Raw genomic sequence first — 14,554 nt, 5'->3', positions numbered from 1 at the left:
ATTTGGCGATCAGCAGCGGGTCGAAGGCGCCGTTCCGGTCACGAGGAATGTCCAGAACGACCTTGCCGCCGTCCGTGGTCACAGTCTTCTGGCTGCGCCCGTTGCGACGATTGGGGGCCTGGTTCTGGCCCTCGGGCGCTTCCTCGGTGCGCTCTTTATCGAGATGGACGTCCATCTCCGTGCTCAACGCACGTTCCGCCAGCGCCTTGGTCAGTTCCGCCAGAATACCGGTCTTGCCAAACAGATCGCCGGGTGAGCGGCCCTCCATCAGGCGGTCCAAAAGGTCTTTATCGATGCTCATGCGTGGGTCTCCTTTGTGAGCAGTTACCACGCCAGGGCACAAAATTCAGGATAGTCCCGATGGCCGACACCAGCATCTCCGGCGCACGTGTCGCCCGCGAGCTGGATACGCTGGTGCGGATCTACGGAAAGCCCGTTTGCATTGTCAGCGACAACGGGACCGAGTTTGCCAGCCGGGCCATCCAGAGATGGACTGATCGGAACGATGTGCCGTGGCGCAGCATCGACCCCGGAAAGCCGCAGCAGAACGCCTTCATCGAGTCATTCAACGGCAGCCTGCGCGACGAGCTACTGAACGAAGAACTGTTCGACACCCTGGATGATGCACGCCGAAAGCTGGCCCTATGGCGCAACGATTACAACACCGTCAGGCCGCACTCATCGCTCGGAAACAAAAACACCGACCGAAGCGCGCCGGACGCTTGAGCAATTTGAGGGCTCCGCGCCCGGCGCGCTTGCCCAAACCGAAACCGAAGACTATCAAACCCAAACTCGCAGACTCTCGTCATGAATGAGGGACCAGCGGGGGGCAGGTCAATCGGCGTGAACTCGGACGACCGAGACGAAACCGGCGACCAGGGTGATCGTTCCGTTCACCGATACCCGCAGGGCCAGACCAGCCCACTGGGCCGATCCTCCGGCTGCGGAGCTCTGGAACCGCCGGGAAACGCCGCCATGGCCGCGGTCAGGCCAAGTGCGCGATCGCCGCTCCGGGCGTCCTGCCCACGGAACGGGCGAAAGCCTCACGATCCATCAGGCAGCCCGCCGTGCTGAGCGCATCCGCATACGCCGCCGACGGCGCCGTCATGCTTACGAGCGACCATCGGGGCAAGGCCGGCGAGCCTGATCTCGGATCGAGGATATGCCCCGGGCCCCCGGGACCGATCGTTGTGCCCAGCGGCGACGACGAAGCGAGAGCGGTATCGCGCAGCGCGAGAGCGTCGGGAAGACGGCCCCGATCGCCTACGAGCGAAACGTTCCAAGGGCCGCCGAGCGGGTCGCCTCCCATCGCCACAATTTCGCCGGTGTCGATCAGAACATCGCCAAGTCCTTCCTTTCGCAACAGCTCGGCCACCTTGTCGGCGATGAAACCCTGCGCGATTCCGTTCAAGGTCAGCGCCATGCCGGGCCGCGCGAAGGACACCGCGCGAGGGCTGATCCTGACATGCCGCCAGCCCACCAGATCAAGCGCATCGCGCAACTCGTCATCCGACGGGAGTTCCTTGGCGGCGGCCTTTTCCGCATAAAGCGCCCACAACGGTTGTATCGTCGGATCGAATGCGCCGCCCGTGACGTCGTGGGCAAAGCCGCACAGGCTCAGACATTCGAGCAACTCGAAGGGTGGGTTTTCCAACCTCCCGTCCCGGTTCAGCCGCGCGAGCGCGGAATCGGGGCGATACAGGCTGAAGATGCCCTCGAGCCGGTCCAGTTCCGCCTGCGCGCGGGCGGCGATCCGACGCGCGTCGGGGTGCGACAGCGTGATCGAGGCCTTCGCCCCGAGGGCAACGCCTTCCCACCGGTAACGCTCGGCCGCCCGCACTGGCCCCGCCGTTGGCCCCGCCGTGAGAACGGCGGCGCTGATGGCCAGAAAACGGCGACGAGAGACCCCATTCATTTCACCTATCCTCCGCGTTTTCGGTCGCCTTCAGACGATCGAGGTAATCGTCTTCGTCATCCCCGGCGTCATCGCCGCCTGCCGGCGCGAGGACCGCAGAGTCCGGAATGTCGGACAGGCGAACCACCCGCCCTCCATGCAGCGCAGCGAAGCCGTCCGCATCGGCGCGCACCGAGAAGGGCACGATTTCCTTCGCGCCCATGCCTCCCACCGCATCGGATCCAACCACGAAGAACGCATCAGACGCCGCCACCCAGTTGTCCTTGCCCGGTTCCTGCCAGCCGGGCGCGCGGCTCATGTCGCTGACATAGATCGCCACGACCTCGTCGGTCTGTTCGGGCATGCGCGTATACGCGATCGCATCCCGAACCTGGGAAAAAAACAAGGGCGCCGGAACCCCCGCGAGATGCACTTGCCCCTTGGGGCCGCCGTGTTCGCCCAGAGCCATCTGGCAATAGAACCCGAGGGCCTCCTCGGTCATCGGAATGGGTCCGGGTATTTCGGCCACATCTTCCCTGCAGGCCGACAGGGCCAGAAGCGCCGCGACGATCATCGGGGACGGCTTCATGGCACGATCCTGCGGAACCGCCACGCGGCAAGGCCGAAGGCGATCGGCGGCCAAACGAAGACGGTGACCAAGGCCCGCTCCGGCGGGATGGACTGCGCGGCGCCGCTCACGCCAGACGCGGCGGCCGTGGCATCGCTGGCTGCAAGATTGAACAAGCGGAAGGCATCCGCGGGATTGGCGATGAGCATCCACGGGAACACGGTCTTGGTGAAGGCGCCGCCATCGTCGGCCACGATCGCGGCCAGGAGGCCAAGATCGTAGAGCACGATCGCCACCAGCCACAGCCCGATCACCAGCCCGGCGGCCGTGGCCGGACGCCGCGAGAGCGCCGAGGCGAGATAGCCAAGGGCCACGAACCCCGCCCCCAGCAGCAGCGACGACCAGTAGAGGCGCACCAGAGCGCCCAGCCCCTGCGCGGCCTCGTCGTCAAGCCCGAAGGCAGTGATTGCGGCGAGCCCATACCCGACAAGAAGCGCGATGGCGAGGATGCCGACATGGGCCACGAACTTGCCCAGCAACATCGCCGTCCGCGACACCGGGTAGGTCAGCGTCAACCCTAGCGTGCCGCGTTCCAGCTCGCCGGCCACGGCATCGAAGCTGAGAAGCAGCGACATCAGCGGCACGAGATAGACGGCCAGACCGGTCAGGCTCGCCACCGTCACCGAGAGCTGATCGGCGCCCAGCGTGCCGGTCGGCCCGCTTCCGGCAAGGGTCAGAACAAGGGAAAACAAGCCCATGGTCACGGTCAGGATCATGATCCAGCGGTTCCGCAGCGCGATGCGGAATTCGGCATCCGCGAAGCCGATGACGCCCCTCATCTTTCCGCCCTCCGGCTGAAATGGTCGTAGATGTCGTCAAGGCTTGGCGGCGCCACGTCGAGATCGCGCACCTTGGGGCCCAGCGCGGCGATCTCGCGCAGGCGGGCGAGCTTGTCTTCGGGCGCGCAGGTCAGATCAACCGTGACCCCGTTGCTGCGACCGGCATTCAGCATCGCGGCCACCTGGTCGGCCGCGCCGGGTTTGGCGGCGATCCGAATGTGGGTCGGCAGCCCCGCCTCCTTGCGCAATCCCGACAAGGTGTCGTCGGCGACGACCTGCCCCTTCGACAGGATCACGATCCGGTCCGTGCGCGCCTCGACCTCGGTCAGAGCATGGCTTGAAAGCAGGATCGCGGCGCCCCGCGCCGCCATATCGTCGAGAATGGCGTAGAACTTGCGCCGGGAGATCGGATCAAGTCCGCTTGTCGGCTCATCAAGGATCATGAGCGCCGGGTTGCCGATCAGCGCCTGGGCCAGCCCCACCTTTTGCCGCATCCCCTTGGAATAAGTTCCGATCCGCCGCCTCGAGACATGCTCGAGCCCGACGCGCTCGAGCAATTCATCCGCCAATTCCACCGGCTGGCCGCGCAGGCGCAGATACAGCCGGATCTGTTCGCGCCCCGTAAGCGACGAATGAAAGGCAACGTTTTCGGGCAGATAGGCGACCTGCATCCGCGCGGCATGACTGCCCGGCGCGGCGCCCATCACCTCGATCCGGCCGCCGTCATGCGGCTGCAAGCCGAGGATGGCCTTCATCAGCGTGGTCTTGCCCGCCCCGTTGTGGCCCAGCAGCGCGACCTTCTCTCCGGCGGCCACGGTGAAGGACACGTTTTTCAGCGCTTCAAACCCTTCGAAGTTCTTGCAAACGTTTTCCAGTTTCAGGCGAACCATGGTCACGAGCCTTCCTTGCGGGCGACGTAGTCGGCCTCCATCGCCGCGACGTCGGGCCGGACGGGAATCACCACCGGCGCCATCAAGGGGCGACTGTCCCGGACGCCTCCCGGCAAGGTCGCGGGAAAGCTCGACTGGGTCCAGCGCAACAATTGAACCGCGGGCGAGCCCAGAAGGAGCCTCGCGGCGGGTTGAGACCACAGGATGTGGTCCATCAGATCGTTGGGGCGGTAGACGCCATCGGCGATCCCGTCGCCGTCAAGATCGAAGGCCGGGTTGTCCGACCAGTAGTTGCCGCGCCCATCCAGGCTCCATTCGACCATGCGGGAGCCGACATATTTCACCTGCGTCCGGTTGCCGACAAAGGCGTTGCCGGTCACGGCATTCCGCTCGGAACCGGCGGTGAAATGGATGCCGATCTCGCAGCCCTCGAACCGATTGCCGAATATCAGGTTGCCGTGGGCATTGTAGATGAAGGCGCATTTCTCCGCCCCGCCTCGGACCAGATTGCCGGTGATGTCGGACTTGTTGGCGTAGTTGAGCATCAAGCCGTGGTCGCGGTCATGCAAGGACAGGTTGCCCCGCACCACGATCCGGTCGGAAAACATGATGGCGTAGCCGAGGTGGTTGCCTATGGACACGTTCTCCAGGACTTCGGAGTCGTTCGTATACATGTAGTGGACCGCGAAGCGCAGGTCGCGGAACAGGTTGCGCGCGAAGACGTTCTGGCGCGACGAATTCGTGAAGATCCCGTCGCGGCCGAAACGGATGTCGTTATCTTCAACCCGCGCGCCGGGGGCGTTCCAGACATAGACGCCGTTGCCGCGGCGGTTCATGCGGGGGTCTTTCCGACCGACGATCACGTTGCGGGCCACGAGGGCATCGCGTGCGCCGTGGATGTCGACTCCATAGAGATTGCCTTCGATCCGGTTGCCGATCACCCGCGCGCGGGTTGCGGCTTTCGTCAGCTGCACGCCGCTGTCGATTTCATCGTGGGATGAGCCGGAGCCGCGGATCGTGCAGTTGGAAATGCTCACGTCCGGCGCCGTCACGGTCACGACGCTGCCCTTTTCTCCACCGTCGATCACGGCGCCCGGTTCGCAGATGAGAGACAAGGGGCGATCCAGAACGACCGGCCCCGCGTGGGCGCCCGGCGCAAGAACCAGTTCGGCCCCCGCGCCGGACGCTTTCAAGGCGGCTGCCAACGCTCCCTGCCCGGCCGGCACGGCAATGGGCTCGGCCGCGGCAAGACCGGGCAGAGCCATCAGGGCCGAAAGAAACAGGGCGCGCGGCATGAACCCTCTCCTTACGCCGGCTCGACCAGCATCCGGCCGCGCATTTCCATGTGCAGCGCGTGGCAGAACCACTGGCAATAGAACCAGTGCACGCCCGGACGGTCGGCGGTGAAGGTCACCGAGGCGGTGGCCTGCGGCGCGATCTCGAAGGCGATGCCGTGGTTGGACAGGGTGAACCCGTGGGTCACGTCGTCCACATCGTCCAGGTTGGTGATGTAGATCGTCACCTCATCGCCTTCCTTAACCGTGAATTTCTCGAGGCTGAAGGTCGGCGCCTGGCTGGTCATGTAGACGCGCACCTTGCGGGGATCGTCCTTGTCGCGGATCGGCTCTTCGGCGCCTTCCTCCAGATCGACGCCGTCGGCCTCGGCCTGCTTGCGGGCATCCTCGAAGAACGGGTCGTTGCGGTCCCAGACCCGTTTCGGATTGACGATGTCGGCGCGCACGATGATGCTGTCATGCGGCTCGGCAAAGGTCGGCCCGTCGTGGACCACCTTCATCTCGTCGGTCGAGATGTCGATGACCTGTTCGTTCTCGGGCTTCAGCGGGCCGACGTTCAGGAACCGGTCCTTCGAGAACTTGTTCATCGAGATCAGCCACTTGCCGTCGGCCTCCTTGGTTTCGCCCATCGAGGTCGAGTTGTGGCCGGGCTGGTAGTGCACATCGACTTTCGAGATGATCGGGTCGACGTCTTCGCCGTTGAACGCCCTGATCGCCTTTTCGATGTTCCACTTCACGATCTGGCTGTCGAGGAACAGCGTCGTGAACGCATTGCCCTTGCCGTCGAAGGCCGTGTGGAGCGGGCCGAGGCCCAGTTCCGGCTCCGCAACCACGCAGGAACGCGGATCGGCATCGCTCTCGAACAGAGCATCGACCTTGGTCACGTCGATAACCGAGCAGGTGGGCGACAGCTTGCCGTTGACGACCACATGCCTGCCATCGGGCGCGGTGTTGACGCCATGGGGAGAGTTGGGGATCGGCACGTAGCGGGTGTATTTCTTGTTCTTGCCCTTGCGGCCGTCGATCACCTTCACGCCGTTGAGCTCGATGTAATCGCCGTTGGCGATCCCTTTCTCGATCTCCCTGATGTTGAAGATGACCACATGGTCCATCTCGCTCTCGGTCATCTCGGCGAGGTTCATGCCCATTTCCGAGTTGTAGGAGGTCGAGAAAGCGTATTTGCCCTGATAGTCGCAATCGACGTTGTCGAGGTTGCCCGACACGATCACCTGCCAGGCGACTTCCATCTTGTCGCCGTCGATGGCGGTGAAGATGTTCACATACTTGTCGGGCTCGTCGAGAATCTTGCCGTCGTTGACCAGCGGCGCCTCGTGCTCCGAGTTGGCGAAGACATAGCCGGTGCGCGGATATTTCTGCGGCCGCATGCCGTGGATGTCATGGGCGTTGGGGATCTCGATGATCTTGTCGCATTTCATCACGTCGCAGCGCACCCGGGCGACGCGGGTGTTGGCCTTGTCGTTCATGAACAGGTAGCGCCCGTCATAGGTGCCATCGGTGAACGACATGTGCGGGTGGTGCAGGTCGCCATTGTCATAGGTGACCTTGCCGCGCTTGGCGAGAAAGGCCTTGGTTTCCTCGGTCAGCCCCTCGGTCAGGATCTTCAGCGATTCGTTGGTCTGGCCCCAGCCGGTGGCGCTGTCACGGTTGAACACCGGCACCCGCATCAGCTCGCGCATGGACGGAAAGCCGAGGATCCGCAATTCGCCCGTCTGGCCCGAGGACCAGAAGCCGTAATATTCGTCCAGTTCGCCGGGCGCCTTCTCGGCCCTGGCCGCGGCGCGCGCCTCGTTCGCAGCGGAAAGCCAGCTGCCACCCGCAGCGGCGACGAAGGCCCCCGCGGTCGTCGCGCCGAACAGGCCGCGGCGGGAAATGCCGGTCGCTTTCTCTTTGTCAGTCATCGGGGAGCTCCATTCTGCTTGTGGTTTCCGGCAAGGACTTCGTCGAGCTTGCCCTTGGCGGCTTCGAGAGCGGCTCGATCCCTTTCGCGCCGCTTCAACTGCTTGATGACAACCGGGCACTTGGCCTTGCTCTGGTAGAGCACCTGGCAATGCAGGCAGCTGATGCATTCGTTCGGGTTTATTTCTCCGGTGGGATGAATGGCCTGCACCGGACATTCGTTCGCGCAGACATGACAGGGGTTTCCGCATTCGCGGTAACGCTTGAGCCAGTCGAACATGCGTATCCGCGCCGGAATCGCCAGCGCCCCGCCCAGCGGGCACAGGTAGCGGCAATAGAATCTCTCGATGAACAGCCCGATCGCCAGCAGGATGACCGCGAACAGCACAAAGGGCCAAGGACGAGCGAATTTCAGGACGATCGCGGTCTTGAACGGCTCGACCTCGGCGTAGCGTTCGGCGAGCGACAGCGAAATCACCGACAATCCGAACAGCGCAAGGAAAATGATGTATTTCAGCGCCCACAGGCGTTCGTGCAGGCCCCAGGGCACCTTGATCTGCGGCACATGCAAGGCGCGGGCGACACGGTTGGTGAGTTCCTGAAGTGCGCCGAACGGGCATAGCCAGCCGCAGAACGCCCCACGCGCCCAGAAGATCAACGCCGCCGCAACCGAACACCAGATGATGAAAACCAGCGGGTCCATCAGGAAGGCTTCCCAGGTGAAGCCTGTGCGCAGGGAAGAGAACAGGGCCAGCAGGTTGACGACCGAAATCTGGGCGTTGGCCAGCCAACCGATGAACACGAGGGTCAAGGACAGGAAACCCATGCGGAACCAGAAGAAGATCCTCTCGTTTCGCGTCGCCCAGACCTGGAAGAAAAAGACCCCGGTGAGCACGCCGATCATGCCGAGAAGCGCCGCGATCTCGACCTTCCTGGCCAGCCATATCCGCTTCCACAGACCCGCCCGCGCGGCCTGCTCGTCTTCCACGGCCTCGACGGGCGCGGCGCCGGCCGCCGGTTCCGATCGCACCTCGCGAAGGAAACGGTCGGGCAGGCGGTATCCCAGTTCGAATGTCGTGAAGACCTTTTCCACGGGTCCGACGGCGCGCTGGACCAAAAGCTGCAACTTCCACGGCTTGGTTGGGTCAAACCCGCTGTCGGCGGGAATGCGGAAGATGTCCAACTCCGAGAATTCGGGGCTTCCGCTTGCCGCGAGCGCGCCGATCCGGCGGTGGTCGCGATCATGGAACCGCACGGTGATGTCGCCCTGCACCAGCGCGATCCGGTCGAAGATGCCCCCGCGCACGTAGCCCGATCCCTTGAAGGAATACATGCCGCGCCCGGCCACAAGGATTGCATGATCTCCGGGGTTCAGGAACCTTTCCTGGTTGGCATATTCGTGCTCGCCCAGAAGCGCTCGCCCGATCTGCGGCGCCGAGACCAGCGCGACATACATGTCGATGAACCGCTCATCCGGGGCGCCTTTTGCGGGTCGGCTTGCCGCGCGCGGGTCGCCCATCGCTTCGAAGGCCGCGTTGACCTGTCCCACGTCCAGCGACAGACGCCGGACCGTGCCATCCCCCAGAAGCGCCATCCAGTCGTTCTCGACGCTGGCATCCGGGTTGATCTCGAATTTCAACGCATCGTCGACTTCCGGCGTCAGCCCTCCCAGGCCAAGCGCCCGGGCGACCTTGACCGATGCCCTCAGGATCGAATCGTCGATGATCATGACGGTCACGGTCGCGCCCGATACGATCTCGAGCTCGTGAGCGCTTCCGCGCCTGGCCGCTTCGGCGGCCATGTCGGCGCCTACGTAGCTTTCCGTCAGCGCCACCATCCTGCTGTTCGGAATGCCGACCAGAACAATGGGTTCGTGATGCTCCACGAGCCTTGCGCCGATGATCTTCGCATCATCGTTCAAGGCCACCATCACGTGGATTGGCTTGCCGGAATAGCCGATGGTGGAAACGAAGTCGCTGGTCACGAACACGCGCCCGAGTGGCTTGCCATCCTTGAGGATCGGCGCCACGGGCAGGTCGCCCTGAATGGGACCCCACGCATCGGCGCCGGCGACCACCTCGGACGGGGCGACCTTCTTGAGGAAAGTCGGCAAGACAGAGGTGTCGGCCAAGGCCGTTCCGCCCAGAACGCCCAGCCAGACGAGGCATCGTGCGAGCGAGCAAAGGACTGCTACGATGGTGTTTATCGCATTTTTCGCGGGCATGCCTCTGCCGCCTCTTGTGAGCTGGATCAAGCGTTGGATCCCTGCGTAGGGAGCCGGGAGACCTGCCGCCTTGATTTGAGTCAAGTCGGATACACCTTTTACGGTGCGGCAATGGGCTGACTTTTCGCGCACATCGGCATGGACGATGGTCCCGACGATTGGAGCGGAGACATGGACCGGAGCGCTGTGCATGAGATTGACCAAGTTTACAGACTACGCCTTGCGCGTTCTGCTCTTGGCCGCCGCGCGAGACGGCACGCGAACGACGGTCGGGATGACGGCCGAGATCTTCGGGATCTCGGAAGCGCACGTGAAAAAGGTCGTGCACCATTTGATTTCGGCAGGTTACCTGTCAGGTGCACGCGGGCGCGCCGGCGGATTCGAACTGAAAAAAGATCCGTCGGACATCAACCTTGGCGCCGTGATCCGCCTTTGCGAAGCGGATTTCGGAATCTTCGAATGCATGGCGCCGCGCGGCTCGTGTCTGATCTCCGGCGTCTGCGCGCTACCCGGGATAGGGAGCGCAGCGCGGGACGCGTTCCTCGCCGTCTATGACAAGAAAACCTTGAGCGACATCCTTCTGCCTGCCTCTGCCTTCGACCGAGCCAACCCCTCTCATTGACCAAATCACGGGTTGGCGCACTGAAAGAGTTGTTCGAGGAAGGGGCGAAGACGATGGCCAGGGCGTCCACGCCGAAACCGACAGGCGGATCTCCTGGTCTCACTCGACCGGCTCGAGGCGCTGGCGTCGGCCGTCGAAAGCGTGTCGCTGATGGTCTCGTGGTTCGGCAATGACCTGCGCGCCCGCATCTGGGCTACCGGAACCAGGAAAGACGGCCCATCGGCACCATTATTCATTCGCAAGCCAAGAAGGTCAAGAGACCGAGCGAAGCGATTCCAGTTCAGCCCCGGCCCAGTTGGTCGATGCCTTGAGGACGTCCACGTTTCCGCGATCCCCTTGCGCGGTCTAGTTCCTTGGGGGCGTCCGGCGCAGGCCGCGCGCTATTGCGGCGGCGCCGATGCCTGCGCGGCGTGGCTCCAGGCCCTGGGCGACCGGCCATACATGCGCTTGAACTCGCGGCTGAACTGGGACGCGCTGCGATAACCCACGTCCCAGGCCGCCTCGGAGACGGCTTTCCCTTCGGCGATCTTCATGGCGGCGCGGTTCAGCCGCATCGCTTTCGCGAACTGGATCGGCGACATGCCGGTCGCTTCCTTGAAGCGCCGATGGAACACGGCGCGGCTCATGCCCGCATGGTCGGCCATGTCGTCGATGGTGACCTGCTCGTTCAGGTGAGTAGCGAGGTATTCGATGGTCCGCGCGATCTCGTTGCCGACGCCGAAGGCCCGTCTTGCGACGGCCCCCGCCTCGCCCCTCAGCACGGCATAGAACAGCTCGCGCAGCCGCCCGGCCCCGAGCACCGCGGCGTCCACCGGATCGTCGAGCAGTTCGAGAAGCCGCAGCAGCGCCAGAGTGAAGCCCTTGTCCCAAGAGGCCAGCGCCAGTGCCGAGCCGATCTTGCCCTGCGACCGCCCGCCGCCTCCGGCCGCGGTCTCGATCTCGATGGCGAGTTCGCGCATCACCCGCGGCTCCAGCGCGATCATCACGCCCAGAAGCGGATCCTCGGGCGAGGCCCGCGGCGACCCCGCCTCGACCGGCAGGGTCATCGGGCACAGCAGGTAGCGACTGCTGTCATAGACGTGGCGCCGCCCGTCCAGGACGGCTTCCTTGGCACCGCCGAGGATGGCCACGACCGTGGGCTCATAGACCGCTGGCACGCAGGGCACGGGTTCCGTCACGCGGAAGAGCTGCACCCCCTTCAGCGCGGTTTCCACGAGGCCCGCCTTGGGCAGGCGGCGCTCGATCAGCTGTCTGATCTGGTCCTTGCTCATGACGGCATGATTGGCGGAGCGGTCGCACCATTGCAACATGCGCGAGACGATCAGGCAAGTATTCAAGACGATATCGCCTGTTTTCAGAAGCATCCAGCATTTATCTACCGTTTCGGAATTGCATCGGGATGCAGACCGCCGCCAGGCGCGGCGCCAAGGAGAGAGGCATGGCAGACACGACATTCGGACCCAAAGGCTGGACGCCCGAGCGGCTTGGCGATCTGACGGGCAAGACCTTCGTCATCACCGGCGCCACCGCCGGCGTGGGCTTTCAGGCGGCGCGCACGCTGTTGAAGAAGAACGCCAGCGTGGTGATGCTCAACCGCTCGGCCGAGAAATCGCAGGCCGTGATCGCCGCGCTGAAGACCGAGTTCGGCGCGCGGGCCGACGTGCGTTTCATCCGCATGGACCTGTCGGTTCTGGCCAGCGTCCGCGAGGCGGCGGCAGAGGTGCTGAGGACGACGCCGCGCATCGACGCGCTGATCAACAACGCCGCCATCGCGCAGACGCCGACGCGCAAGCTGACCGTCGACGGGTTCGAAAGCCAGCTTGGCACCAACCATTACGGCCATTTCCTGCTGAACGGCCTGCTGTTCGAGCGTGTCGCCGAAAGCAAGGGCCGGATCGTCGTCGTCGCCAGCCAAGGCTACAACCTCGGGCTCAGGACGATCAACTTCGACGACATGAACTGGGACAAGGGCTACAGGCCCAACACCGCCTATTCCCAGAGCAAGCTGGCGCAGATGATGTTCGCCTATGAGCTTCAGGACCGGCTCGCGGCGGCGGGCCGGACCGACGTGCAGGTTTACGTCTGCCATCCCGGCTCTTCGGCCACGTCGCTGATCGCGACCAGCGGCGGCCGGCTGACGCGCTTCCTGTCGTGGCTGATGACCAAGACACCGCTCGTGCAAAGCGCCGAACGCGGCGCCTGGCCCGAGGTGATGTGCGCGACCGAGGACGGGCTGGAGCAACGCGCGCTTTACGGCCCGACCGGCTTCTTGCAGATGGTCGGCCCGGTCGGGCGCGGCACGCTGAACCCGCATGCCTACGACAAGCCTGTGATGCAGCAGCTCTGGGATGTGTCCGAGAAAGCCGTCGGCTACGAGTGGAAACTCTGATCCCAACAGCCGAACGCCTCGGGTCCCGCGCCGCGGAACGGCCCGATCGCATCCGATTGGCACAAGCCGGGCGCCGCCAGCTTCATGGTCGACGCCCGCACGGGACGGCCTTGATCCCGGCCGCGCGGTTGCCGCGGCCGGATCTACGTTCGGAAGGCATCCCATAGGTGGACGGCAACCGGCCCGTTGGCCGTCCTGCGCTGACGAAAGACGAACACCTCGACGTCAAAGCCGAGATGGGTATGGGGCAGGACGATTTCCCGCAGCCGCCCTTGCGCCAGGTCCTCGGCGATCATGTGCTCGGGCAGGCGACCCCAGCCAAGGCCGGCCAGCAGCAGATGCTTCTTCATGTGCAGATCGCTCACATACCATCGCCTCTGACCTTTCTGCACCCCAAGCTCTCGCCCGAACGGGCCCGAAGCCGGGCCGCTGTCGCGCGCGATCACCTGGTGAAATCGCCGCAGGCCGTCCAGAGTAAGGGGCGCGTCCATCGCATCGAGAAGCGCCGGCGCGGCGACGTTGCGCATCACCGACCGGGCCACGGGCATGTAGTCGAAGCCCGCCTCTTCCAGCATGACGGGGATGGCGGGCGCGACCGCGAGGGCCGCCTCGCCGGACCGAACGGCCTCGATCGCGTCGGAAAGAACCTCGGCGCGCAGCACGATGCTCGTGTCGGGAAACCGGCCCTGCACCCGGGACAGCACCGGGGACAGGATGTTCGGATCCGCGGCGGCATCGATGGCGATGGTGAGCGTCTCTTCCTGCCCTTTCTCGAAATGCCGGATGAGCTCGGTCAGATCCTCGGCCTCCGCCAGAACCCGCAGGGATTGCAGATAGACGCGCCGGCCCACCGCGGTCAGCTCCAGCCGGTAGCCCGAGCGATCGAAAAGCGCGGTCCCTGTCTGGGCTTCCAGAGCCTTCAGCGCCTGGCTCACCGCAGGCTGCGTGCGGTTCAGCCGCTCGGCCGCCGCCTTGAGCGACCCGGCTTCGACCACCGCGCACAACACCTTCAGTCGATCCAGCTTCATCGGCGCCCCTTTGTTAAGCAATGCTTATGTAGAACAGCAAAACATATAAATTTCAATTCGCACCGCGCGCGCCTATCTCAGGATCCGCAAGCGAACGCGGCCCTTGAAGGGAATCGCTCACCATCTGGCCGCCGAGCAAGGAAAGGTCCACATGCCCAAACGCGTCGCCATCGTCGGCGGCGGCTATATCGGCGCCCGTCTCGCAAAGTCGCTCGACGACGCCGCCGAGGTCACGCTGATCGAGCCGCGCAGCCATTTCGTCCATACGCCCGCAATGATCCGCGCCGTCGTCGACCCCTCGCTGCTGGATCGCGCGCTGATCCCCTATGACCAGCTGCTCAAGAGCGGCCGCCTCCTGCGCGCCCGTGCGAGCGCGATCGACGAGGGAGGCGCGACGCTGGACAGCGGCCAGAGGGTCGAGGCTGATTACATCGTCGTCGGCGCCGGCTCGTCCTATGCCCTGCCGTTCAAGCCCGAGGGCGACGACATCGAGGGCCTGCGCCGCGCCAACCGGCGCGTGCACGACCAGCTCAGGGCTGCGCGCACCATCGGCATCGTTGGCGCGGGAGCGGTGGGAACCGAACTGGCGGGCGAGATCGCTCACGCCATGCCGGACAAGAAGATCACGCTGATCTCCGCCCATGACCGCTGACCTGCTCCCCTTAGAGTCCGCGTTCAAGCGTTAGCTCTGTTCATGGTTTGGTCCTCTCTTGACCGTTTGTGATACTCCCGCGGGGTGAGCCCGTCGACGCTCGAATGGGGGCGGTGATGGTTGTCGTCGTCGCGCCAAGCCGCAATCAAATGGCGGGCATGGCGCAGGTTGGCAAACAGGTGCTCGTTGAGGCATTCGTCCCGCAGACGACCATTGAAGCTTTCGACGAAGCCGTT

14 protein-coding genes and 1 pseudogene are annotated in these 14,554 nt (G+C 64.5%); 4 read left to right on the top strand and 11 right to left on the bottom strand.

Annotated elements, in window-relative coordinates; genetic code table 11:
- The coding region (locus LY05_RS14705; RefSeq protein ID WP_211356339.1) for a transposase at positions 1–301 on the bottom strand (301 nt) is incomplete at its 3' end.
- Between the two features lie 59 nt (positions 302–360).
- Here LY05_RS14705 and LY05_RS14700 point away from each other — a divergent pair.
- A pseudogene (locus tag LY05_RS14700) lies at positions 361–811 on the top strand (integrase core domain-containing protein); the annotation flags it as partial.
- Positions 812–985: 174 nt separating this feature from the next.
- On the opposite strand, the gene LY05_RS14695 reads toward LY05_RS14700, so the two are convergent.
- From LY05_RS14695 to LY05_RS14665, 7 genes are read right to left on the bottom strand one after another with little or no spacing between them, the layout of a single operon-like run.
- Positions 986–1,915: an FAD:protein FMN transferase gene (locus LY05_RS14695; RefSeq protein WP_148923663.1), complete on the bottom strand. Its 930-nt coding sequence runs from the start codon at positions 1,913–1,915 to the stop codon at positions 986–988.
- Between the two features lies 1 nt (position 1,916).
- The gene (locus LY05_RS14690; protein ID WP_148923662.1) at positions 1,917–2,483 is read right to left on the bottom strand and encodes a nitrous oxide reductase accessory protein NosL; all 567 of its coding nucleotides are present in this window, start codon (positions 2,481–2,483) and stop codon (positions 1,917–1,919) included.
- Positions 2,480–3,301, bottom strand: coding sequence for an ABC transporter permease (locus LY05_RS14685; protein WP_148923661.1), 822 nt, complete (start codon positions 3,299–3,301; stop codon positions 2,480–2,482). Before LY05_RS14685 ends, LY05_RS14690 begins: the two co-directional genes overlap by 4 nt.
- Positions 3,298–4,191: an ABC transporter ATP-binding protein gene (locus LY05_RS14680; RefSeq protein ID WP_148923666.1), complete on the bottom strand. Its 894-nt coding sequence runs from the start codon at positions 4,189–4,191 to the stop codon at positions 3,298–3,300. Before LY05_RS14680 ends, LY05_RS14685 begins: the two co-directional genes overlap by 4 nt.
- Positions 4,192–4,193: 2 nt before the next feature.
- On the bottom strand, positions 4,194–5,486 hold the full coding sequence (locus LY05_RS14675; RefSeq protein WP_148923660.1) for a nitrous oxide reductase family maturation protein NosD: 1,293 nt from the start codon (positions 5,484–5,486) through the stop codon (positions 4,194–4,196).
- Positions 5,487–5,497: 11 nt separating this feature from the next.
- Complete coding sequence (gene nosZ / locus LY05_RS14670; protein WP_148923659.1) at positions 5,498–7,405, bottom strand: TAT-dependent nitrous-oxide reductase; 1,908 nt, start codon at positions 7,403–7,405, stop codon at positions 5,498–5,500.
- Entirely contained in the window at positions 7,402–9,627 is a 2,226-nt protein-coding gene (locus tag LY05_RS14665) for a NosR/NirI family protein (RefSeq protein ID WP_148923665.1), read from the bottom strand. Before LY05_RS14665 ends, nosZ begins: the two co-directional genes overlap by 4 nt.
- Before the next feature lie 190 nt (positions 9,628–9,817).
- On the opposite strand from LY05_RS14665, the gene LY05_RS14660 reads away from it, so the two are divergent.
- Positions 9,818–10,249 (top strand): RrF2 family transcriptional regulator, encoded by a 432-nt coding sequence (locus tag LY05_RS14660; protein ID WP_148923658.1) that lies wholly within the window; start codon positions 9,818–9,820, stop codon positions 10,247–10,249.
- Between the two features lie 380 nt (positions 10,250–10,629).
- On the opposite strand, the gene LY05_RS14655 is transcribed toward LY05_RS14660, so the two are convergent.
- Positions 10,630–11,613, bottom strand: a complete 984-nt coding sequence (locus LY05_RS14655; protein WP_249041964.1) for an AraC family transcriptional regulator — start codon at positions 11,611–11,613, stop codon at positions 10,630–10,632.
- Positions 11,614–11,687: 74 nt separating this feature from the next.
- Between LY05_RS14655 and LY05_RS14650 the strand changes: the two genes are divergently transcribed.
- A complete protein-coding gene (locus LY05_RS14650) occupies positions 11,688–12,638 on the top strand; it encodes an SDR family oxidoreductase (RefSeq protein WP_148923657.1) in 951 nt (316 codons plus the stop codon).
- 143 nt (positions 12,639–12,781) lie between these two features.
- On the opposite strand, the gene LY05_RS14645 is transcribed toward LY05_RS14650, so the two are convergent.
- Entirely contained in the window at positions 12,782–13,666 is an 885-nt protein-coding gene (locus tag LY05_RS14645; protein ID WP_148923656.1) for a LysR family transcriptional regulator, read from the bottom strand.
- 151 nt (positions 13,667–13,817) lie between these two features.
- On the opposite strand from LY05_RS14645, the gene LY05_RS14640 reads away from it, so the two are divergent.
- On the top strand, positions 13,818–14,318 hold the full coding sequence (locus LY05_RS14640) for an FAD-dependent oxidoreductase (RefSeq protein ID WP_148923655.1): 501 nt from the start codon (positions 13,818–13,820) through the stop codon (positions 14,316–14,318).
- Between the two features lie 23 nt (positions 14,319–14,341).
- On the opposite strand, the gene LY05_RS14635 is transcribed toward LY05_RS14640, so the two are convergent.
- Positions 14,342–14,554 (bottom strand): integrase core domain-containing protein (locus tag LY05_RS14635; RefSeq protein ID WP_148923654.1); only part of this gene is annotated, 213 nt, incomplete at its 5' end.

It is taken from the genome of Oceanicella actignis, from assembly GCF_008124525.1.
Taxonomy (GTDB): Bacteria; Pseudomonadota; Alphaproteobacteria; order Rhodobacterales; family Rhodobacteraceae; genus Oceanicella; species Oceanicella actignis.
The sequence above is the reverse complement of the archived record's forward strand: the minus strand, read 5'-3'. Positions and strand labels throughout refer to the sequence as shown.

Bases quoted from the DNA above. Each gene is read 5' to 3' on its own strand.
- LY05_RS14645 (WP_148923656.1), bottom strand. From the start codon at position 13,666: ATGAAGCTGGATCGACTGAAGGTGTTGTGCGCGGTGGTCGAAGCCGGG.
- LY05_RS14640 (WP_148923655.1), top strand. From the start codon at position 13,818: ATGCCCAAACGCGTCGCCATCGTCGGCGGCGGCTATATCGGCGCCCGT.
- LY05_RS14655 (WP_249041964.1), bottom strand. From the start codon at position 11,613: ATGCTTCTGAAAACAGGCGATATCGTCTTGAATACTTGCCTGATCGTC.
- LY05_RS14660 (WP_148923658.1), top strand. From the start codon at position 9,818: ATGAGATTGACCAAGTTTACAGACTACGCCTTGCGCGTTCTGCTCTTG.
- LY05_RS14675 (WP_148923660.1), bottom strand. From the start codon at position 5,486: ATGCCGCGCGCCCTGTTTCTTTCGGCCCTGATGGCTCTGCCCGGTCTT.
- LY05_RS14685 (WP_148923661.1), bottom strand. From the start codon at position 3,301: ATGAGGGGCGTCATCGGCTTCGCGGATGCCGAATTCCGCATCGCGCTG.
- LY05_RS14665 (WP_148923665.1), bottom strand. From the start codon at position 9,627: ATGCCCGCGAAAAATGCGATAAACACCATCGTAGCAGTCCTTTGCTCG.
- LY05_RS14650 (WP_148923657.1), top strand. From the start codon at position 11,688: ATGGCAGACACGACATTCGGACCCAAAGGCTGGACGCCCGAGCGGCTT.
- LY05_RS14695 (WP_148923663.1), bottom strand. From the start codon at position 1,915: ATGAATGGGGTCTCTCGTCGCCGTTTTCTGGCCATCAGCGCCGCCGTT.
- LY05_RS14680 (WP_148923666.1), bottom strand. From the start codon at position 4,191: ATGGTTCGCCTGAAACTGGAAAACGTTTGCAAGAACTTCGAAGGGTTT.
- LY05_RS14690 (WP_148923662.1), bottom strand. From the start codon at position 2,483: ATGAAGCCGTCCCCGATGATCGTCGCGGCGCTTCTGGCCCTGTCGGCC.
- nosZ (WP_148923659.1), bottom strand. From the start codon at position 7,405: ATGACTGACAAAGAGAAAGCGACCGGCATTTCCCGCCGCGGCCTGTTC.